Origin of the sequence: Enterobacter sp. WCHEn045836 (genome assembly GCF_003965585.1) — a bacterium.
In the GTDB taxonomy this organism is placed as follows: Bacteria; Pseudomonadota; Gammaproteobacteria; order Enterobacterales; family Enterobacteriaceae; genus Enterobacter; species Enterobacter dissolvens.
The window spans coordinates 124,102-144,074 of record NZ_RXPT01000006.1 but is presented as its reverse complement, the minus strand read 5'-3'; the positions used below and the strand labels follow the sequence as shown (position 1 = coordinate 144,074).

At 54.5% G+C, this 19,973-nt stretch carries 17 protein-coding genes, 1 pseudogene and 1 riboswitch; of the genes and pseudogenes, 10 read left to right on the top strand and 8 right to left on the bottom strand.

Annotation, left to right across the window (positions count from 1 at the left end):
* Window positions 1-72: 72 nt before the first annotated feature.
* From ilvN to leuO, 3 genes and pseudogenes are all read right to left on the bottom strand, one after another.
* A complete protein-coding gene (gene ilvN / locus EKN38_RS09875) occupies window positions 73-564 on the bottom strand; it encodes an acetolactate synthase small subunit (RefSeq protein WP_014830640.1) in 492 nt (163 codons plus the stop codon).
* A 1-nt stretch (window position 565) separates the two neighbouring features.
* A complete protein-coding gene (gene ilvI / locus EKN38_RS09870) occupies window positions 566-2,290 on the bottom strand; it encodes an acetolactate synthase 3 large subunit (protein WP_014830639.1) in 1,725 nt (574 codons plus the stop codon).
* 379 nt (window positions 2,291-2,669) lie between these two features.
* Window positions 2,670-3,613, bottom strand: a pseudogene (gene leuO / locus EKN38_RS09865) (transcriptional regulator LeuO).
* A 637-nt stretch (window positions 3,614-4,250) separates the two neighbouring features.
* Here leuO and leuL point away from each other — a divergent pair.
* The 5 genes from leuL to leuD all read left to right on the top strand — a co-directional run bounded on the left by leuL (window position 4,251) and on the right by leuD (window position 9,110).
* Window positions 4,251-4,337, top strand: coding sequence for a leu operon leader peptide (leuL, locus tag EKN38_RS26225; protein WP_071830037.1), 87 nt, complete (start codon window positions 4,251-4,253; stop codon window positions 4,335-4,337).
* A gap of 91 nt (window positions 4,338-4,428) precedes the next feature.
* A complete protein-coding gene (gene leuA, locus EKN38_RS09855; protein WP_014830637.1) occupies window positions 4,429-6,000 on the top strand; it encodes a 2-isopropylmalate synthase in 1,572 nt (523 codons plus the stop codon).
* The gene (gene leuB, locus EKN38_RS09850; RefSeq protein ID WP_014830636.1) at window positions 6,000-7,091 is read left to right on the top strand and encodes a 3-isopropylmalate dehydrogenase; all 1,092 of its coding nucleotides are present in this window, start codon (window positions 6,000-6,002) and stop codon (window positions 7,089-7,091) included. The genes leuA and leuB overlap by 1 nt, the downstream gene beginning before the upstream one ends.
* Before the next feature lie 2 nt (window positions 7,092-7,093).
* Window positions 7,094-8,494 carry a 3-isopropylmalate dehydratase large subunit gene (gene leuC / locus EKN38_RS09845; RefSeq protein ID WP_014830635.1) on the top strand — a complete coding sequence of 467 codons (1,401 nt, stop codon included), beginning with the start codon at window positions 7,094-7,096 and terminating at the stop codon, window positions 8,492-8,494.
* 10 nt (window positions 8,495-8,504) lie between these two features.
* A complete protein-coding gene (gene leuD / locus EKN38_RS09840) occupies window positions 8,505-9,110 on the top strand; it encodes a 3-isopropylmalate dehydratase small subunit (RefSeq protein WP_014830634.1) in 606 nt (201 codons plus the stop codon).
* Window positions 9,111-9,201: 91 nt separating this feature from the next.
* On the opposite strand, the gene EKN38_RS09835 is transcribed toward leuD, so the two are convergent.
* The 3 genes from EKN38_RS09835 to sgrT all read right to left on the bottom strand — a co-directional run bounded on the left by EKN38_RS09835 (window position 9,202) and on the right by sgrT (window position 11,022).
* Complete coding sequence (locus EKN38_RS09835) at window positions 9,202-9,354, bottom strand: Hok/Gef family protein (RefSeq protein ID WP_126522040.1); 153 nt, start codon at window positions 9,352-9,354, stop codon at window positions 9,202-9,204.
* A gap of 216 nt (window positions 9,355-9,570) precedes the next feature.
* A complete protein-coding gene (locus tag EKN38_RS09830; RefSeq protein WP_014830633.1) occupies window positions 9,571-10,749 on the bottom strand; it encodes a sugar efflux transporter in 1,179 nt (392 codons plus the stop codon).
* 120 nt (window positions 10,750-10,869) lie between these two features.
* Window positions 10,870-11,022, bottom strand: coding sequence for a glucose uptake inhibitor SgrT (gene sgrT, locus EKN38_RS09825; RefSeq protein WP_013095557.1), 153 nt, complete (start codon window positions 11,020-11,022; stop codon window positions 10,870-10,872).
* A gap of 88 nt (window positions 11,023-11,110) precedes the next feature.
* Here sgrT and sgrR point away from each other — a divergent pair, with 88 nt between their 5' ends.
* From sgrR to thiQ, 4 genes are all read left to right on the top strand, one after another.
* Window positions 11,111-12,766 (top strand): HTH-type transcriptional regulator SgrR, encoded by a 1,656-nt coding sequence (gene sgrR, locus EKN38_RS09820; RefSeq protein ID WP_014830632.1) that lies wholly within the window; start codon window positions 11,111-11,113, stop codon window positions 12,764-12,766.
* A gap of 36 nt (window positions 12,767-12,802) precedes the next feature.
* Window positions 12,803-12,903, top strand: a riboswitch (TPP riboswitch).
* 31 nt (window positions 12,904-12,934) lie between these two features.
* The gene (thiB, locus tag EKN38_RS09815; protein ID WP_014830631.1) at window positions 12,935-13,918 is read left to right on the top strand and encodes a thiamine ABC transporter substrate binding subunit; all 984 of its coding nucleotides are present in this window, start codon (window positions 12,935-12,937) and stop codon (window positions 13,916-13,918) included.
* The gene (gene thiP / locus EKN38_RS09810; protein ID WP_014830630.1) at window positions 13,894-15,504 is read left to right on the top strand and encodes a thiamine/thiamine pyrophosphate ABC transporter permease ThiP; all 1,611 of its coding nucleotides are present in this window, start codon (window positions 13,894-13,896) and stop codon (window positions 15,502-15,504) included. Before thiB ends, thiP begins: the two co-directional genes overlap by 25 nt.
* A complete protein-coding gene (thiQ, locus tag EKN38_RS09805) occupies window positions 15,488-16,189 on the top strand; it encodes a thiamine ABC transporter ATP-binding protein ThiQ (RefSeq protein WP_014830629.1) in 702 nt (233 codons plus the stop codon). Before thiP ends, thiQ begins: the two co-directional genes overlap by 17 nt.
* Here thiQ and EKN38_RS09800 read toward each other — a convergent pair.
* Window positions 16,179-16,946: a DedA family protein gene (locus tag EKN38_RS09800; RefSeq protein WP_014830628.1), complete on the bottom strand. Its 768-nt coding sequence runs from the start codon at window positions 16,944-16,946 to the stop codon at window positions 16,179-16,181. The two genes, thiQ and EKN38_RS09800, sit on opposite strands and share 11 nt — an antisense overlap.
* Window positions 16,947-17,074: 128 nt before the next feature.
* Entirely contained in the window at window positions 17,075-17,920 is an 846-nt protein-coding gene (gene araC / locus EKN38_RS09795) for an arabinose operon transcriptional regulator AraC (protein WP_013095551.1), read from the bottom strand.
* 336 nt (window positions 17,921-18,256) lie between these two features.
* Here araC and araB point away from each other — a divergent pair, with 336 nt between their 5' ends.
* On the top strand, window positions 18,257-19,966 hold the full coding sequence (araB, locus tag EKN38_RS09785) for a ribulokinase (RefSeq protein ID WP_014830627.1): 1,710 nt from the start codon (window positions 18,257-18,259) through the stop codon (window positions 19,964-19,966).
* The last annotated feature ends 7 nt before the right edge of the window (window positions 19,967-19,973 follow it).

Below are 19,973 nucleotides of genomic sequence, written 5' to 3'. Positions count from 1 at the left end.
GTTATCGGCGTATTACGCAAAAAAAAGCCCGGCTTTGGTGACCGGGCAGAAAGAGGCGAACCTTATTGACACCTAACGCATGATTTTCTCGCCGCGCGAAAGACCGACAACGCCCGATCGCGCAACCTCAACAATTTTTGCCACATCCCGGACAGACGCCAGGAAAGCATCCAGCTTGTCACTCGTTCCCGCCAGCTGAACCGTATAAAGAGAAGGCGTGACGTCAATGATCTGCCCACGGAAGATATCCGCATTGCGTTTAACTTCTTCACGCCCGTAGCCACTGGCCTGGATTTTCACCAGCATGACCTCACGTTCAACATAAGCCCCCTGCCCGAGCTCGCTCACGCGCAGAACATCGACAAGCTTATGTAACTGTTTCTCGATCTGCTCAAGCACCTTGGCGTCACCGACGGTCTGGATCGTCATGCGCGACAGCGTCGGATCCTCGGTGGGTGCCACGGTCAGGCTTTCGATGTTGTAGCCGCGTTGTGCAAAGAGTCCAATGACGCGTGACAGTGCACCAGACTCGTTTTCCAGTAATACAGATAATATCCGGCGCATATCAGGTTCTCTCCGTTTTACTTAACCACATTTCATCCATGCCACCACCGCGAATATGCATCGGATAAACGTGCTCTGAGCCATCAACAATGACATCCATGAAAACAAGGCGGTTGTTTTTAACGTGTTCAAGTGCTTCAGCAAGTTTCGCTTCAAGCTCTGCCGGCTCGGTCACCCTCATCCCGACATGACCATAGGCTTCGGCCAGACGAACAAAATCCGGCAGTGACTTCATGTAAGATTGAGAATGGCGACCAGAGTAGATCATATCCTGCCACTGCTTCACCATACCGAGATAACCGTTATTGAGGTTCAGAACCAGTACCGGCAGCTCATATTGCAACGCGGTGGAAAGCTCCTGGATATTCATCTGAATACTGCCATCACCCGTGACGCAGACGACGGTTTCATCCGTCAGCGCAAGCTTGACGCCCAGCGCGGCAGGCAATCCAAAGCCCATCGTCCCCAGACCACCCGAGTTTATCCAGTGACGTGGTTTATCGAACGGATAATAGAGGGCAGCAAACATCTGATGCTGACCCACATCCGATGTGACATACGCTTCACCTTTTGTCAGACGCCAGAGGGTTTCGATCACCGCCTGCGGCTTAATGTTCTCGCTTTGCGTATCGTATTTAAGGCACTGACGCGCACGCCACTGCTCAATCTGCTGCCACCAGTCGCGGATCTCATCCAACGGTTGTGAAGGGGTTTCCTGCGCCAGCAACTCCAGCATTTGTTCCAGGACCTGTCGGGCGTCCCCAACAATCGGCACATCTGCTGGCACCGTTTTCGAGATAGAAGTCGGATCGATATCAATATGCAGCACGGTGGCGTTCGGGCAATACTTCGCCAGGTTGTTGGTCGTGCGATCGTCAAAGCGCACGCCGACGGCGACGATCACATCAGAATGGTGCATCGTCATGTTGGCTTCATAGGTACCGTGCATCCCCAACATACCCAAAGCCTGGCGATGCGTCGCCGGGAACGCCCCCAGTCCCATCAGTGAAGAGGTGACAGGGAGATTCAATTTTTCAATCAGCGCACGCAACTGCGTTTCACACGCAGAGTTAACTGCGCCGCCTCCCACATAGACTACCGGCTTTTTCGCGGACAGCAGCGTTTGCAGCGCCCGCTTGATCTGGCCTTTATGTCCCTGAGTCGTTGGGTTATAGGAGCGCATGCTTACCGTTTCCGGCCAGACATACGGCAGTTTGTTTGCCGGGTTCAGTATATCCTTCGGCAGATCAACCACCACAGGACCTGGACGCCCACTCGCCGCCAGCCAGAACGCTTTTTTCAGTACGCCGGGAATGTCTTCGGTTTGCTTCACCAGGAAACTGTGCTTCACAACAGGACGGGAAATCCCCACCATGTCGCACTCCTGAAACGCATCGTAGCCAATCAGGGATGTTGCGACCTGGCCGGAAAGAATGACCAGCGGAATGGAGTCCATATATGCCGTCGCAATGCCGGTAATCGCGTTTGTGGCACCGGGACCCGAGGTGACCAATACCACCCCCACTTCACCCGTCGCACGCGCCAGCCCGTCAGCCATGTGCACCGCCGCCTGTTCGTGGCGCACCAAAACATGGTCAATGCCGCCAACCGTATGGAGCGCATCATAAATATCGAGAACGGCGCCTCCTGGATAGCCGAACACTTGTTTCACGCCCTGATCGATTAGCGATCGGACGACCATTTCCGCGCCAGACAACATCTCCATGCTTTGCCTCCAGGCATTTTGTTATAGACGGACTGCAGAATTCATTTCCACACCGTCTTACGATCGTGATGAACCAATCTTATATTTTGCAGAGTGATCGTTACCTTAACCGCTCGTTATGAGGCAGGCAATTAGCAAACCAGGCGAGATAAACGGTGCACAAAGCAGAAAAGACAGGCATCAGGAGAGGATATGGTTAATTCCTCTGTGATTCGTTGATGAGGTGATAAATCATCGTTGAAAAGCGCGACGTTTCAGGAAATCATCTATTTTTGCGAGCCTGGCAGCAGCCAGAAAAAATAACAACAGCACAAAACACCGGAAAAATAAAAACACGCAGGATAAACCACACACCAGGATGCGATTTACCCTGACGCGCTTATCGGCGACAAATGCTAATAAGCAGCTCTTCCATCCACTGATGGCCTTTATCCCGCCTGCTGCTTCATGCCAGGAAAGATAACAGGTACGACTATTGAGCTTGAGTGGCAACGGCAGAATTTGCAGATTTAACTGTTCAGAAAACTCCTCTGCCAGCCAACGCGGTGCAATCGCCACCAGGTGGGTTTGAGAAACCACGTTTAATACGCTGACCATTGCCATTCCCTGATAAGCCACGCTCGCCTGCTTATCCGCAGTGTCATACCACGGCAAACTAAATGAGGCATATCGGTCGAGGGCAACCACGGCGTGCTGCTCGTTATAAACATCACTTTCACGCAGTGGCGTATTCATTCGCGGATGCGTTTTACTGGCAACCAGTACCATTTCATCTTTAAACAGAGGTACGCAGGAAAATTCCGGCCGACGAAATTCTTCGTATCCCAAAACAAACTCAATTTCCTGATACCGAAGCTGATGCTCCGTGTTCTGATTAAGCGATGATTTAAATACCAGGTGAATATTTGGCGCTATTTCTTCCACTTTATTGTATATAACCGATGTCAAATAATTATCTAACGGACTGCATACACAAAGATGGAAAACACGCTCACTGCTTAAGGGCTCAAAACCCGATCCCGGCAGCTCGTTCTGCACCAACTGCAGCGCCTGGCGGATGGAGCCAAACAGTTGAAATGCACGCGCCGTGGGTTGAATCCCCCTGCCGTAACGAACAAACAATTCGTCGTTAAACATCAGCTTAAGCCGGGATACCGCATTGCTGACGGCAGGCTGAGACATCCCCAGAGACTGCGCTGCTCGCGTGATATTCTGTTCCTGCATCACCGCGTCAAAGACGGTCAAGAGATTGAGATCAACGGTGCGTAGCTGAGGTTTGACCCCATTATAAACCTGAGGTTGATTAATATTATTTTCTGGCATTCCTGGCTCCACTGTCACGCTAAACTCCCTTTGCCAATTTACTGTAATAAACTCGAAAAATATGATTTACCATGCAGATACAACCAGCGAAAGAGAATTATTTAAAATTCGGAAAATATAAAGAACACCGCTTCAAAAGAGTGACATTACACATCTTATTGATGACGAGGTGAAATTGAGTATGAATGATAACAATGACATTATGGTTTGCATGAAACCATAATTAAGACAAATACTCAATCACCCTTCAGTTAATGATAACTTTAGTATTATTAAACTATTCACCTGATCGCACAGCAAACAATTAACAAAGTCGTATCAATGCTCACGTCTTATTTGCTACAAAACCATTCACCGCAATTATAAATTAATGAATTTAAACGGCTTTTCTCGCCCACCCCATCCATTACAGACCTATGTTGAATTGATACTAATTATATTTAAATCGTTCCAAAGATGAATCTCCAGTCCAAAAATAGACTTTTCGAAAGGCATAAAAGATAAAAACCAGCACAATTAGCTAATACAAACTCACCACGACTTTCTCCGTTCGGGCTCGTTTTTCTCTTCAGGGGTTGACATCAACCACCATATCCAGTACCACTAAAAGCATATTGAATTTAACGGAGCACGATTCATGATTCGCACCATTCGTTTCACCGGTCTACTACTACTAAACGCATCCTCTGTGCGCGGTAGACTGGCGGGCGAAATTCAGCGTTGAATCGTCACCAGTAAGACTAGAAACCCGCGCCATTGCGCGGGTTTTTTTATGCTCGTAGCAAGGCGCCCTAAGACTGACAAGGACCTAACCCATGAGCCAGCAAGTCATTATTTTCGATACCACTTTACGTGACGGTGAACAGGCATTACAGGCGAGCCTGAGTGTGAAAGAGAAACTGCAGATCGCGCTGGCTCTCGAACGTATGGGTGTCGACGTGATGGAGGTGGGTTTCCCTGTCTCTTCTCCGGGTGATTTCGAATCGGTACAGACCATCGCACGCACCATCAAAAACAGCCGCGTCTGTGGTCTGGCACGCTGCGTTGAGAAAGACATCGACGTTGCCGCCGAGTCACTGAAAGTGGCTGAAGCCTTCCGTATCCATACTTTTATTGCCACATCCCCCATGCACATCGCCACCAAGTTGCGCAGCACGCTCGACGAGGTGATTGAACGCGCGGTATACATGGTCAAACGTGCACGTAACTATACGGATGATGTTGAATTCTCATGCGAAGATGCAGGCCGCACGCCAATTGACGATCTGGCGCGGGTAGTGGAAGCCGCCATCAATGCCGGCGCCAAAACCATCAACATCCCGGATACCGTCGGCTACACCATGCCGTTTGAATTCTCCAACATCATTACTGGCTTGTATGAACGTGTGCCAAACATTGATAAGGCGATAATCTCTGTTCATACCCACGACGATTTAGGCCTGGCCGTCGGGAACGCCATCGCCGCCGTTCACGCCGGTGCCCGACAGGTAGAAGGTGCGATGAATGGTATCGGTGAACGTGCAGGTAACTGTTCACTGGAAGAAGTGATCATGGCAATTAAGGTGCGCAAAGACATCATGAACGTGCACACCCGCATCAATCACAATGAAATCTGGCGTACCAGTCAGACCGTCAGCCAGATTTGCAACATGCCTATTCCAGCCAACAAAGCGATTGTTGGTACCGGCGCATTCGCGCACTCTTCCGGTATTCATCAGGATGGCGTGCTGAAAAACCGCGAAAACTACGAAATCATGACCCCGGAATCCATTGGTCTGAACCAGGTACAGTTGAACCTGACATCCCGCTCAGGTCGCGCGGCAGTGAAGCACCGTATGGAAGAGATGGGTTACAAAGACAGCGATTACAACATGGATCAGTTGTACGACGCGTTCCTGAAGCTGGCCGACAAAAAAGGTCAGGTGTTCGACTATGACCTGGAAGCACTGGCCTTCATTAATAAGCAGCAGGAAGAGCCAGAACACTTCCGCCTGGATTACTTCAGCGTGCAGTCCGGCTCCAGCGATATCGCGACGGCGTCCATTAAGCTGGCCTGTGGGGATGAGATTAAAGCGGAAGCGGCAAATGGTAATGGTCCTGTCGATGCCATCTACCAGGCCATTAATCGCGTCACCGAATACGACGTTGAACTGGTCAAATATGACCTGACGGCCAAAGGCCATGGCAAAGACGCGCTCGGTCAGGTGGATATCGTGGTCAACTATAACGGCCGTCGCTTCCATGGTGTAGGTCTGGCGACCGATATCGTCGAATCCTCTGCCAAAGCGATGGTGCATGTCCTGAACAATATCTGGCGCGCCGCTGAAGTTGAAAAAGAGTTGCAACGCAAAGCTCAGAATAAAGAGAACAACAAGGAAACCGTGTAATGTCGAAGAATTACCATATTGCTGTGTTGCCGGGTGACGGTATTGGCCCGGAAGTGATGGCACAGGCGCTGAAAGTACTGGAAGCTGTTCGCTCGCGTTTTGCGATGAAAATTACCACCAGCCACTACGACGTGGGCGGTATTGCTATCGATAATCACGGTACGCCGCTGCCAAAGGCAACCGTTGAGGGCTGCGAGAACGCCGATGCCGTCCTGTTTGGTTCCGTGGGTGGCCCGAAATGGGAACATCTGCCACCCGCAGAGCAGCCAGAGCGCGGTGCGCTGCTGCCGCTGCGTAAACACTTTAAGCTGTTCAGCAACCTGCGTCCGGCAAAGCTCTATCAGGGCCTGGAAGAGTTCTGCCCACTGCGTGCGGATATTGCCGCCAATGGCTTCGATATACTGTGCGTGCGTGAACTGACCGGCGGCATCTATTTTGGCCAGCCAAAAGGTCGCGAAGGCAGCGGTCAGCATGAAAAAGCCTTTGATACCGAGGTTTATCACCGTTTCGAAATTGAACGTATCGCCCATATCGCTTTCGAGTCTGCGCGCAAACGCCGCCATAAAGTGACCTCTATTGATAAAGCGAACGTGCTGCAGTCTTCCATCCTGTGGCGTGATATCGTCAGTGAAGTCGCGAAGCAATACCCTGACGTTGAGCTGTCGCATATGTACATCGACAACGCGACAATGCAATTGATTAAAGATCCGTCCCAGTTTGACGTGCTGCTGTGCTCTAACCTGTTCGGCGATATTCTCTCGGATGAGTGCGCAATGATCACCGGCTCCATGGGCATGCTGCCCTCAGCGAGCCTGAATGAAGAAGGGTTTGGTCTGTACGAGCCGGCAGGTGGCTCCGCGCCGGATATCGCAGGTAAAAACATTGCTAACCCAATTGCGCAGATCCTCTCTTTGGCTCTGCTGCTGCGCTACAGCCTGGATGCAGGCGATGCAGCGACAGCAATTGAAAACGCCATTAATCGCGCGTTAGAAGAAGGCGTCCGTACCGGTGATTTAGCACGCGGCACGGCGGCAGTCAGTACCGATGAAATGGGCGACATCATTGCCCGCTATGTCGCTGAAGGGGTGTAATCATGGCGAAGACGTTATATGAAAAATTGTTTGATGCGCACGTTGTCTACGAGGCACCAAACGAAACCCCACTGCTGTATATCGACAGGCATCTGGTACATGAAGTGACCTCTCCACAGGCATTTGACGGCCTGCGTGCGCACAAACGCCCGGTACGTCAGCCGGGTAAAACCTTCGCGACAATGGATCACAACGTTTCCACTCAGACCAAAGATATCAATGCGTCGGGTGAAATGGCGCGTATCCAGATGCAGGAGTTGATTAAGAACTGTAACGAGTTTGGCGTTGAGCTCTACGATTTGAACCATCCGTATCAGGGTATCGTTCACGTCATGGGGCCAGAGCAGGGTATTACCCTGCCCGGCATGACCATCGTCTGCGGTGACTCCCATACCGCCACACACGGCGCATTCGGTGCCCTGGCGTTCGGTATTGGCACCTCTGAAGTTGAGCATGTTCTGGCTACGCAGACCCTGAAACAGGGCCGAGCCAAAACCATGAAGATTGAAGTGAAAGGCAAAGCCGCACCAGGGATCACCGCGAAAGACATCGTGCTGGCCATCATTGGTAAAACGGGCAGCGCCGGCGGTACGGGGCACGTTGTTGAATTCTGCGGTGAGGCTATTCAGGCGCTGAGCATGGAAGGTCGTATGACTCTGTGCAATATGGCCATCGAGATGGGGGCAAAAGCAGGCCTGGTGGCGCCAGACGAAACCACGTTTAACTATGTGAAAGGGCGTCTGCATGCGCCGAAAGGTCAGGATTACGCTGACGCCGTCGCGTACTGGAAAACCCTGAAAACTGACGATGGCGCTGTCTTTGATACCGTTGTTACCCTGCAGGCGGAAGAGATTGCCCCGCAGGTGACCTGGGGGACCAATCCGGGTCAGGTCATTTCCGTGAATGACACCATCCCCGATCCGGCCTCATTTGCCGATCCGGTCGAACGCGCCAGTGCCGAAAAAGCGCTGGCTTATATGGGCCTGAAACCGGGTGTGCCGTTGACCGATGTGACGATTGATAAAGTCTTTATCGGCTCCTGCACTAACTCGCGCATCGAAGATTTGCGCGCCGCGGCGGAGATAGCCAAAGGTCGTAAAGTGGCACCAGGCGTACAGGCGCTGGTCGTGCCAGGATCTGGCCCGGTAAAAGCGCAGGCGGAAGCCGAAGGCCTGGATAAGATCTTTATCGAAGCGGGCTTCGAGTGGCGCTTGCCTGGCTGCTCCATGTGTCTGGCCATGAACAATGACCGCCTGAATCCTGGCGAACGTTGTGCCTCCACCAGTAACCGTAACTTTGAAGGCCGCCAGGGCCGCGGTGGGCGCACCCATCTGGTCAGCCCGGCCATGGCCGCCGCTGCGGCAGTTACCGGCCATTTCGCCGATATTCGCAGCCTGAAATAAGGAGACAATCATGGCAGAGAAATTTACCCAACATACAGGCCGGGTTGTCCCCCTGGACGCCGCTAATGTCGATACCGATGCAATCATTCCGAAGCAGTTTTTGCAGAAGGTCACCCGCACCGGTTTTGGCGCTCATCTGTTTAACGACTGGCGTTTTCTGGATGATAAAGGCCAGGTTCCTGACCCGGAATTTGTGCTGAACTTCCCGGAATATAAAGGCGCCTCCATTCTGCTGGCGCGGGAAAACTTTGGCTGCGGTTCATCGCGCGAGCACGCACCATGGGCACTGACCGACTACGGCTTTAAAGTCGTGATCGCCCCGAGCTTTGCGGATATCTTCTACGGCAACAGCTTCAACAACCAGCTGCTGCCGGTGACGCTGAGTGACGAGCAAGTGGATGAATTGTTCGCGCTGGTTAAGGCAAATCCGGGCATGTCGTTTGAAGTGGATCTGGAAGCGGAAGTGGTGAAAGCCGGGGATAAGATCTATAACTTCAGCATCGATGCCTTCCGTCGTCACTGTATGCTGAACGGCCTGGACAGCATTGGCCTGACGCTTCAGCACGAAGACGCCATCTCCGCGTACGAGAAAAAACAGCCTGCGTTTATGGGCTAAAGGCAATGGCCCGCACGATGCGGGCCATTGATAAGGGTGCATTGAGGCTCAACCACTCTGGAGAGGCGGGGAACTTTCCCCGCCCATACCGCTAACGTTTTGCTTCGTAAGCCAACACTGCTGCCAGCTCTGTTTTCTCCTGTCTGAAATGCAGTTCACACAGTGAATCACGCACCATCGAGGTGAAGATCAACAGCGTTGTACAGATCAGAAACAAACCTAACAGCAGAGTACGTTTTGGCATTCCAGCCTCCTTATTGCTTTTCGGCAATGAAGAGACTAACCTCGCAATGTTGGTTGTGAAGTTGGTCTCCCCATCAGTTTTTTGATGTGGGACTCTCCACTGTTTGCCTCTTGCGAAAGCCTGAGGCAAACAGCCTCAAGCACCCGCCACGCACTCTATGTGTCTTCTCAGGTCCTGTCAGAAAATCGTTTCATTTCGTGAAGACGCCTTCCAGAATCAAACGTCTTTTACGCGCCAGGTCAGCATCAGCGTGAGAACAGATATGGCCGCTATCATCCAGTACACCGCTGCATGCCCGTAGCTTTGTGACAGCGCCCCCTGAATCACCCCCGCCAGAATTACCCCCGTGGAGATACTGTTGGTAAAGAGTGTGGTCGCCGAACCCGCCCGCCCGGGCATTAGATCCTGGAACCAGAGCATCCCTATTCCGGCCACAATCCCGATAAACACAGCATTAAACAGCTGCAGTGCCAGCAACGCCTCTCGTGAATGGAAGAAAATCAGCCCCAGGTAGAACAGCACCCCGGCCGCTACGGCTATCAGCATCATCCGGCGCTTCCCGAGATGTTTGACGTAGTACCCCGCCAGAATCATCGCTGGAATTTCCAGCCCGGCAGCCGTCCCCATTAAGATCCCGGCGAGCTTATCAGGCAGCCCCAGATCACTGCTGATCCACAACGGCATATCGATGATATACATGGTGTTGCAGGTCCACATCAGCGTGGAAGCGATAAACAGCATACGGACGTTTTTATCCTGCCAGCCGCTCACCTGTGTAATGGGTTTATCCGCTGTCTGTTCGACACGCGCCACTGACGGTAGCGCGAAGGCAATCAGTGCCAGACTAATGGCAAAAATCCCCGCAGCGATGGAAAACATGGCGGTAAAACCGTAATTCAGCGCCAGCATAAAGGCCAGCGGCGGGCCAATGACCCACGCAAGAGAGAGCTGCGCACGCATCACCGAGCTAAACATCACCACTTCCCGCGCCGAATTATCGGCATATTCCCGGGCCAGCGCGAAGAGTTGCGGCATGGCGGTGTTCGCCAGTGAGGCCAGCAGCACGCCGCAGGTGATCAGCGTCAGGTAGTGACGATTAAAGGCAAACAGCAGCGCGTTACCCACGGCCATGGCGCAACAAAAGAGGATCAACTTACGGCGATCGCCCTGGCTGTCGGATCGTTTCGCCAGCCACAGGCTGACCAGGATCCCGGCGATGGCGTTCACGGTATAAAACAGACCGACCCAGAACGGCTGCGCCCCCACCTCCCGACTGAGAAAAAGACTCAGCGTCGGTGCCTGCAACGCCCCCGCCACGCCCATCATAAAGGCCACCAGCATAAAAGCGGCATACACGCCGTTCAGGCGTCGCCCCATTGTCATTAACCAGAGCATCTGCAAGTCCTTGTGAAAGCGAATCGAATTGGGTGAAAGAATAAACGAAAAAAGCCAGCAAAAAACATTTTGCTGGCGGGTGATAAGCACCAATACTCAGTCACACATGATCGAGGCGAGTTAGCGAGAAGAGGTCGGTTTCGTAACGTCCCACTGCATCAATTCTTCTAACATTTTCAGCCGTTGCTCAGCACACTGACGGGCCAGCCAGGACGTTCCTTTTGTCGCTGAAAAGTACTGCTGATAAAACTGACGAGCGGTAGACCTCTTCATAATTTACCTCCTCACTTCATCAGGAAGAATTATTGGCTTAATATAGGGATTAATAAATTGCTGATTTTTTGTCAGGAGTTCCCCTTTTATGCCTTCTGGTCGTCTGCAACAACAATTTATCCGCCTCTGGCAGTGCTGCGAAGGGCAATCGCAGGAGACCACGCTCAACGAACTGGCAGAGCTCCTTAACTGCTCCCGACGTCATATGCGCACGCTGCTTAACACCATGCAGCAACAGGGCTGGTTAAACTGGGAAGCCGAAGCAGGACGCGGCAAACGCTCACGCCTGACCTTTCTCTATACCGGCCTGGCCTTGCAGCAACAGCGAGCGGAAGATCTGCTGGAACAGGACCGAATCGATCAGCTGGTGCAACTGGTGGGCGATAAAGCCGCAGTACGTCAAATGCTGGTCTCTCATCTCGGGCGAAGTTTCCGTCAGGGCCGCCACATCCTGCGCGTGCTCTACTATCGTCCGATGAAAAATCTGCTCCCCGGCACGGCATTACGCCGTTCAGAAACCCATATGGCCCGACAAATTTTCAGCGGCCTGACTCGGATAAATGAGGAAAACGGGGAACTGGAAGCTGATATTGCGCACCACTGGCAGCAACTTTCCCCGCTTCACTGGCGCTTCTTCTTACGTCCCGGCATCCACTTTCATCACGGCCGCGAGCTGGAAATGCGCGATGTCATCGCGTCTCTGGAACGTGCCCGCAAGCTTCCGCTCTACTCGCACATTTCGCGGATTCACTCCCCTACGGCCTGGACGCTGGATATTGAACTGTCTCAGCCGGACAAATGGCTTCCCTGGTTGCTGGGCTATGTGCCCTCGATGATTCTGCCCGGTGAATGGGGATCGCTGGACAATTTTGCCAGTCAACCTATTGGCACCGGCCCCTATGCCGTGTCGCGTAACAATAATAACCAGCTGAAAATTCGCGCGTTTGATGACTATTTTGGTTACCGGGCGCTGATCGACGAAGTGAACGTCTGGGTATTACCGGATCTCAATGAAGAGCTCAGCGCCGGGCTGACGCTTGAAGGTCCCACTACGGGTGAAAAGGCGGTGGAAAGTCGCCTTGAAGAGGGCTGCTACTATCTGCTGTTTGACAGTCGCACCCACCGGGGAGCCAATCAGGCGGTACGCAAATGGATTAGCCATGTCTTATCCCCCTCCAATCTGATTTACCATGCGGAAGAGCAGTATCAGACGTACTGGTTCCCGGCGTACGGTCTGCTTCCCCGCTGGCATCACGCCCGGCCTGTGCAGTGTGACAAGCCGGCAGGGCTGGAGTCCATCAATCTGACCTACTACCGCGAGCACGTGGAGCATCGTTTTATCGCCAGAATCATGACCAGACTGCTGGCCGCAGAAGGTGTTCAGCTGACGATCCAGGAGGTCGACTATGATGAGTGGCATCGTGGCGATATCGTAAGCGATATCTGGCTGAACAGCGCCAACTTCACCCTGCCGCTCGATTTCTCGCTCTTCTCACACCTGTATGAAGTCCCGCTGATCCAGCACTGTATCGATCGGGACTGGCAGCAGGACGCCGCACAGTGGCGCGCGGGCGAGATGAATCTGGCCACATGGTGTCAGGCGCTGCTGGCCGAACAGGCGATCGTGCCGCTGATCCACCACTGGCTGATGATCCAGGGTCAACGCAGTATGCGGGGGTTACGGATGAATACGCTCGGCTGGTTTGATTTTAAATCCGCCTGGTTTGCGCCACCCGAGCCATAACACTTTCGTAATATTCGCCAAATCATTACAATACCGCCGTTCTCAACGGGGTGCTGCATCACTGATGTGCGCTGAGATAATACCCGTCGAACCTGATCCGGATAACGCCGGCGAAGGGATTTGAGGCTCTCGCTCAAAATCCTTTGCCACTCAACCCTGAGGTGCAAAGTGTTAAAAAAAGTGCTTCCCCTGCTGGCGCTGTTTGCGCTGCCTGCTTTCGCAAAACCCGTCCTGACGGTCTACACCTACGACTCCTTTTCTGCCGACTGGGGCCCAGGCCCGGTAGTCAAAAAAGCCTTTGAAGCCGACTGCAACTGCGAACTGAAATTCGTGGCGCTGGAAGATGGCGTCTCGCTGCTTAATCGTCTGCGTATGGAAGGCAAAAAAAGTAAGGCCGACGTGGTACTCGGCCTGGATAACAACCTGCTGGATGCGGCGTCGCAAACAAAACTGTTCGCCAAAAGCGGCGTAGCGGCAGAGGCGGTTAACGTGCCGGGCGGCTGGAAAAACGACACCTTTGTGCCGTTCGATTACGGATATTTTGCGTTTGTCTACGATAAAAACAAGCTGAAGAATCCGCCCAAAAGCCTGAAGGAGCTGGTGGAAAGCGACCAAAAATGGCGCGTGATTTATGAAGATCCGCGCACCAGCACGCCGGGTCTGGGTCTGCTGCTGTGGATGCAGAAGGTCTATGGTGATAAAACGCCGGAAGCGTGGCAGAAGCTGGCCGCCAAAACCGTGACCGTCACCAAAGGCTGGAGCGAGGCCTATGGTCTGTTCCTGAAAGGGGAGAGCGACCTGGTGCTGAGCTACACCACCTCCCCGGCTTATCACATTATCGCCGAGAAGAAAGACAACTACGCCGCCGCTGATTTCGCTGAAGGGCATTATCTGCAGGTGGAAGTGGCCGCCCGCACTGCCGCCAGCAAGCAGCCGGAACTGGCCGAGAAGTTTTTGAAATTTATGGTTTCCCCGGCTTTCCAGAATGCGATCCCAACGGGTAACTGGATGTATCCGGTAACCAACGTGACGCTGCCTGCCGGCTTTGAGCAACTGACCAAACCGCAAACCTCGCTGGAGTTTACGCCGCAGCAGGTCGCCGCGCAGCGAGCAGCATGGGTAAGTGAATGGCAACGCGCCGTCAGCCGCTAATTCCCGGCTGGTTATTTCCCGGACTGCTCGCCGCCGTAGTGATGGTGGCGGTCAGTCTCGGCGCTTTTCTGGCATTGTGGTTTAACGCGCCGGAGAGTGATCTGCTCTCCCTCTGGCACGACAGCTATCTCTGGCATGTCATCCGGTTCTCTTTCTGGCAGGCGTTTCTCTCTGCCCTGCTGTCGGTGATCCCGGCCATTTTTCTCGCGCGGGCGCTCTACCGCAGACGCTTCCCCGGCAGGGAGGCGCTGTTGAGACTGTGCGCCATGACGCTGATCCTGCCCGTTCTGGTGGCGGTATTTGGGATCCTGAGCGTGTATGGTCGTCAGGGCTGGTTGGCCGCTCTCTTTAACCTGCTTGGTCTGGAGTGGACCTTCTCCCCTTACGGGCTGAAAGGTATTCTGCTGGCACACATCTTTTTCAACATGCCCATGGCGACCCGGCTTTTTTTACAGGCGCTGGAGGCTATCCCCGGCGAGCAGCGTCAGCTTGCGGCACAGCTGGGTATGCGCGGCTGGTCATTCTTCCGCTTTGTCGAATGGCCATGGCTGCGCCGTCAAATCCCTCCGGTTGCGGCGCTGATCTTTATGCTCTGTTTTGCCAGTTTCGCCACCGTGCTTTCTCTTGGTGGTGGACCACAGGCGACCACCATCGAACTGGCGATTTACCAGGCGCTGAGTTACGACTACGACCCCGGTCGCGCTGCGCTTCTGGCCCTGGTGCAGATGCTGTGCTGTCTTGTGCTGGTCCTGCTGAGTCAGCGTCTGAGCAAAGCCATTCCACCGGGCAGTCATCAGATTACAGGCTGGCGCGATCCACAGGACAGCCAGCACAGCCGAATCGCGGATGGGATGTTGATCGTACTGGCCCTGCTGCTGCTTCTGCCGCCGCTGATGGCCGTTATCGTCGATGGCGTTAACCTTAACCTCGTCTCCGTGTTGCAACAGCCCGTCCTCTGGCAGGCGACCTGGACATCCTTGCGCATTGCGCTGGCTGCCGGGCTATTGTGTGTCGTGCTGACCATGATGCTGCTGTGGAGCAGCCGTGAACTTTATGCACGCCAGGCGCGCAAAGCCGGGCAAGCGCTGGAGCTGACGGGAATGTTGATCCTGGCAATGCCGGGCATCGTCCTGGCAACCGGCTTCTTTTTAGTGTTCAACAGTACGGTTGGTCTGCCGGAAAGCGCCGACGGGATCGTGATTTTTACCAACGCCCTGATGGCCATCCCCTATGCGTTGAAGGTTCTGGAAAATCCCATGCGCGACATCAACAGCCGCTATGCTTTGCTGTGTCAGTCGCTCGGCATGCAGGGCTGGAAGCGGCTAAAGGTAGTCGAACTGCGCGCGCTAAAACGCCCGCTGGCTCAGGCGCTGGCCTTCGCTTGTGTGCTCTCCATTGGTGACTTTGGTGTGGTGGCGCTCTTCGGCAATGAAGATTTCCGCACGCTGCCGTACTGGCTGTATCAGCAGATCGGGTCCTACCGCAGCCAGGAGGGGGCCGTCACGGCGCTGTTACTGCTGTTGCTGTGCTTTGCCTTATTTACCGTTATCGAAAAACTTCCGGGGCGCAATGTTAAAACTGACTGATGTCACCTGGCTCTACCAGCATCTGCCTATGCGTTTCACCCTCTCTGTGCGTCAGGGGGAGATGATTGCCGTACTTGGCCCAAGCGGGGCAGGCAAGAGCACCTTGCTCAATCTGATTGCCGGTTTTCTGCAACCGGCGAGCGGGTCAATAGAGATTGAAAACAACGACCATACCCTCACCCCGCCCGCCAGGCGTCCGGTCTCGATGTTGTTCCAGGAAAATAATCTGTTCACCCATCTGACGGTGCGGCAAAACATCGCGCTGGGTATGGATCCGGGGCTGAAACTGAACGACGCCCAGCGCCAGAAGCTGGAGAGGATTGCCGGGCAAATGGGTATCACCACGTTTATTGACCGGCTCCCCGGAGAGCTCTCTGGCGGACAACGTCAGCGCGTGGCGCTGGCTCGCTGTCTGGTACGCGAACAACCGGTACTGCTGCTGGATGAGCCCTTCTCTGCACTCGACCCTGCCTTGCGCCAGGAGATGCTCACGCTGGTACAGGAGGTCTGCCAGCGTCAGCAGTTGACGATGCTGATGGTATCACACAGTATTGAAGATGCCGCACGCATCGCCCCGCGATCGGTGGTGATCGCGGAGGGGCGTATCGTGTGGGATGGTGAAACCGAAGAGTTGATGAGTGGCAAAGCAAGCGCGTCGCACCTGCTGGGGATCCTTAACGGCTGACAACCTTTAACAGGATCTCACCGTACACCGGCATCAGCGGATGACGAACCAGCGCAATCAGCGCCACAACGGCAACACCCAGCGTCAGCGGTGCCAGCCACAGCAAACGCGAGCGAGGCAGATAGCGCGTAAGACGATCGACATTCGCTTTCGCGCTGCGCCATAGTCGCCAGCACAACCATGTCGCGAGCCATAACAGCAGCGCTGTTGCCAGCAGTAGCCATTTAAAACCGCCGCTTTGCATATCGTCAGGAATATCAATTGCCGCCCCCGCCAGGATCCCCGGCAGGAAGTAAAACGGAGGCCAGAAGACGCAGCCGATAATGTTCGGCACAACGAATTTTGCGACGGGCAGATCCAGCATCCCGGCCACCATCGGCACCAGCGGACGCGTTGGCCCGACAAAACGTCCCACGAGAATAGTAAACATGCTGTGCTGATGCAGCGCATGCTCGGTTTTATCCAGCAACGCTTTGTTCTTTTTCATAAACGACCAGCGGTGCAGTGGCTTCTTGAAGCGCCAGCCCAGCCAGAAGGAGATCCAGTCGCCCAGTAAGCAGCCGATAATACCGGCCAGCCACGCCTGCCAGAAATTGACCTCACCGCTGCCAATCAACGCGCCCAACGCCGCCATCATCACTGTGCCGGGCAGGATAAGCCCAACCAGCGCCAGCGATTCCAGAAATGCCACCAGCGCAACGGCGATAAGCGAATACATAACGGACTGGGTAATAAAATGTTCCAGCAATGCCTGCATAACTATTCCGGTCAGAAAACGAATCAGGGATTCTGCTTAGCGCCCTGCACCGCGTCAAGACAACAATTGTCTGAATAGTTTACAGGTTGCTTCCGTTGTTCACCTGCTTGTTTATCTTTTTTTACCGTTTATTCACATCCTGCCCGGAATTCGCTGGGGCTGGCCCCCGTGCATTTTTTAAATACGCGGGAAAAATAGAGTTGATCTTCGAATCCCACATTGCGCCCTACGGTGGCGATGGGCATCCGGGTGGTGCTGAGCAGCAGTTTAGCCTGGCTGATACGCTGATCCTCGCGCCAGCTCAGCACGCTGACACCCAACTGCTGCCGGAACAGGTGCGAAAGCCGCGACGGCGACAGGCAGACATGCTGGGCAACGCTGGCGATATCAAACTGGCTGTCGGCAAGGTGATCGCTGATGTACTGGCAGGCATCGCGCACACGGTTATCCAGCGGCGGATTAAGCGACGCGTTAATTGCCTCCATCCGGCGCAGTAAAACCTGTTCAAGCAAATTAATCGCCAGCAGTTCAGCGTAGCGCCCACCCGCCTGCCCTGCCTCAATAATCTGGGCAAACAGCTCACGGAACTGGGCCAGATGAGCGTCGTCCGGGCGGTAAAAACCGGTGTGCGCAAAAATGGCCGGCCAGGATAGCCACTCCTGCCAGTAGGCGCGGGGGCGGAAGTAGACCCACTGGTGATACCACTCTTTGGCATCCGGATGACGCCCGTAATGGTGGATCTCGCCAGGCGGAAACAGCAGCATATCGCCGGGACGACAGACGAACTGCTGATCGTTGTTTTTGATAATCCCTTCCCCACGCACGGTCAGGTTCAGAATGTACCCTTTCATGCCGAGCGGACGGTCAACGTAAAAATCGAGATATCCCTCAGCCTCGATAGGGGTCAGCCCCGCCACCAGGTGGGCGTTAAACGAATAACCCGGCAGTAAGGGATCGTTTTGCGTTTCGGCCATAGATTCAGTTCTCCCAACGGTCCTGAAGGAAACCAATTGTCCATATCGTTAAAAGCCGCATAAAAATGGCCTGCGAAAAGATCCAAAAAGTATCACGCCTCTTTTACGTCCGCCATGTTTCAGCCTTTCCCCCTGATTTCTCCGCCAGAGTGGGCAGATAAGCAGTAACAAAAGTGTCTATAAGTGCGGCAGAAATGTCCACATTGAATATTTGCACGGCGTCACACTTTCCATCGCAACAGCAATTTAGTCCATAAGATTAGCGGATCCTGCCTGACGATTTTCGCCCCCAGTCTCTAATGTTCTCTCATACCTGTTTTCTGATGGAGCAACACCATGGCAATTGCGATTGGCCTCGATTTTGGCAGCGACTCGGTTCGCGCCCTGGCAGTGGACTGTACGTCCGGCCAGGAGATAGCAACCAGCGTTGAGTGGTACCCACGCTGGCAAGAGGGGCGCTACTGCGATGCGCCAAACAACCAGTTCCGTCACCATCCACGCGACTATATCGAGTCGATGGAAGCGGCAATCAAAACCGTGCTGGCAGAACTGACTGACGAACAGCGTGCAGAGGTGGTTGGGATCGGCGTAGACAGCACCGGTTCTACCCCCGCGCCAGTGGATGCGGAAGGCCGGGTGCTGGCGCTGCGTCCTGAGTTCGCCGACAACCCGAACGCCATGTTTGTGTTGTGGAAAGACCATACCGCCGTCGAGGAGGCCGAAGCCATCACCCGGTTGTGCCACCAGCCGGGCAAAACCGACTATTCGCGCTACATCGGCGGAATTTATTCCAGTGAATGGTTCTGGGCCAAGATCCTGCATGTCACCCGCGCTGACGCAGCGGTTGCACAGGCAGCCGCATCGTGGATTGAACTGTGTGACTGGGTTCCTGCCCTGCTCTCGGGTACCACCCGTCCGCAGGATATTCGCCGCGGCCGCTGCAGCGCCGGGCATAAATCGCTATGGCATGAAAGCTGGGGCGGTCTGCCACCAGCAGCCTTCTTCGATGAACTCGATCCCATTATCAACAAGAGCCTGAAATACCCGCTCTTTACCGACACCTTTACCGCCGATATTCCGGTGGGCACGCTCTGCGAAGAGTGGGCAACACGCCTGGGCCTGCCGCAAAACGTGGCAATCTCCGGCGGTGCGTTTGACTGCCATATGGGCGCGGTGGGCGCTGGAGCCCAACCCAATACGCTGGTGAAAGTGATCGGTACCTCCACCTGCGACATCCTGACGGCGGATAAAGCCAGCGTCGGCGACCGCGCAGTGAAAGGTATCTGCGGCCAGGTCGACGGCAGCGTGGTGCCGGACTTTATCGGTCTGGAAGCCGGCCAGTCTGCGTTTGGCGATATTTACGCCTGGTTTGGTCGGGTACTGGGCTGGCCGCTGGACCAGCTCGCGACCGCGCACCCGGAACTGAAAACCCAGATTGCCGAGAGTAAGAAACAGCTGCTGCCCCAGCTCACCGCCGCGTGGGCGAAAAATCCGTCTCTTGAACACCTGCCGGTGGTGCTCGACTGGTTCAACGGCCGCCGTACGCCATTTGCCAACCAGCGTCTTAAAGGCGTTATCACCGATCTCAATCTGGCGACCGATGCCCCGGCCCTGTTTGGCGGCCTGATTGCAGCCACCGCCTTCGGTGCCCGCGCGATTATGGAGTGCTTCACCGAACAGGGCATCGACGTCAACAACGTCATGGCGCTGGGCGGTATCGCCCGTAAAAACCCGGTGATCATGCAGGCCTGCTGCGACGTGCTGAACCGTCCGCTGCAGATTGTCGCGTCCGATCAATGTTGCGCGCTGGGCGCGGCCATTTTCGCCGCCGTTGCCGCGGGTGTTCACGCCGATATTCCGACTGCACAGCAGCATATGGCAAGCGCGGTCGAAAACACTCTTCAGCCGCGTGCTCAACAGGGGCAACGCTTTGAACAGCTTTATCAGCGCTACCAGCAATGGGCAAAAAGCGCCGAACTTCACTATCTCCCTGTCGCCGCCCCGTCAAAACACACCGCGGACACGACGGCAACCCTGACCCATTAAGGACACG

What these genes read in the sequence shown, in the direction of transcription:
- ilvN (WP_014830640.1), bottom strand. Translation starts at nt 564, where the DNA reads ATGCGCCGGATATTATCTGTATTACTGGAAAACGAGTCTGGTGCACTG.
- ilvI (WP_014830639.1), bottom strand. Translation starts at nt 2,290, where the DNA reads ATGGAGATGTTGTCTGGCGCGGAAATGGTCGTCCGATCGCTAATCGAT.
- leuL (WP_071830037.1), top strand. Translation starts at nt 4,251, where the DNA reads ATGATTCGCACCATTCGTTTCACCGGTCTACTACTACTAAACGCATCC.
- leuA (WP_014830637.1), top strand. Translation starts at nt 4,429, where the DNA reads ATGAGCCAGCAAGTCATTATTTTCGATACCACTTTACGTGACGGTGAA.
- leuB (WP_014830636.1), top strand. Translation starts at nt 6,000, where the DNA reads ATGTCGAAGAATTACCATATTGCTGTGTTGCCGGGTGACGGTATTGGC.
- leuC (WP_014830635.1), top strand. Translation starts at nt 7,094, where the DNA reads ATGGCGAAGACGTTATATGAAAAATTGTTTGATGCGCACGTTGTCTAC.
- leuD (WP_014830634.1), top strand. Translation starts at nt 8,505, where the DNA reads ATGGCAGAGAAATTTACCCAACATACAGGCCGGGTTGTCCCCCTGGAC.
- EKN38_RS09835 (WP_126522040.1), bottom strand. Translation starts at nt 9,354, where the DNA reads ATGCCAAAACGTACTCTGCTGTTAGGTTTGTTTCTGATCTGTACAACG.
- EKN38_RS09830 (WP_014830633.1), bottom strand. Translation starts at nt 10,749, where the DNA reads ATGCTCTGGTTAATGACAATGGGGCGACGCCTGAACGGCGTGTATGCC.
- sgrT (WP_013095557.1), bottom strand. Translation starts at nt 11,022, where the DNA reads ATGAAGAGGTCTACCGCTCGTCAGTTTTATCAGCAGTACTTTTCAGCG.
- sgrR (WP_014830632.1), top strand. Translation starts at nt 11,111, where the DNA reads ATGCCTTCTGGTCGTCTGCAACAACAATTTATCCGCCTCTGGCAGTGC.
- thiP (WP_014830630.1), top strand. Translation starts at nt 13,894, where the DNA reads ATGGCAACGCGCCGTCAGCCGCTAATTCCCGGCTGGTTATTTCCCGGA.
- thiQ (WP_014830629.1), top strand. Translation starts at nt 15,488, where the DNA reads ATGTTAAAACTGACTGATGTCACCTGGCTCTACCAGCATCTGCCTATG.
- EKN38_RS09800 (WP_014830628.1), bottom strand. Translation starts at nt 16,946, where the DNA reads ATGCAGGCATTGCTGGAACATTTTATTACCCAGTCCGTTATGTATTCG.
- araC (WP_013095551.1), bottom strand. Translation starts at nt 17,920, where the DNA reads ATGGCCGAAACGCAAAACGATCCCTTACTGCCGGGTTATTCGTTTAAC.
- araB (WP_014830627.1), top strand. Translation starts at nt 18,257, where the DNA reads ATGGCAATTGCGATTGGCCTCGATTTTGGCAGCGACTCGGTTCGCGCC.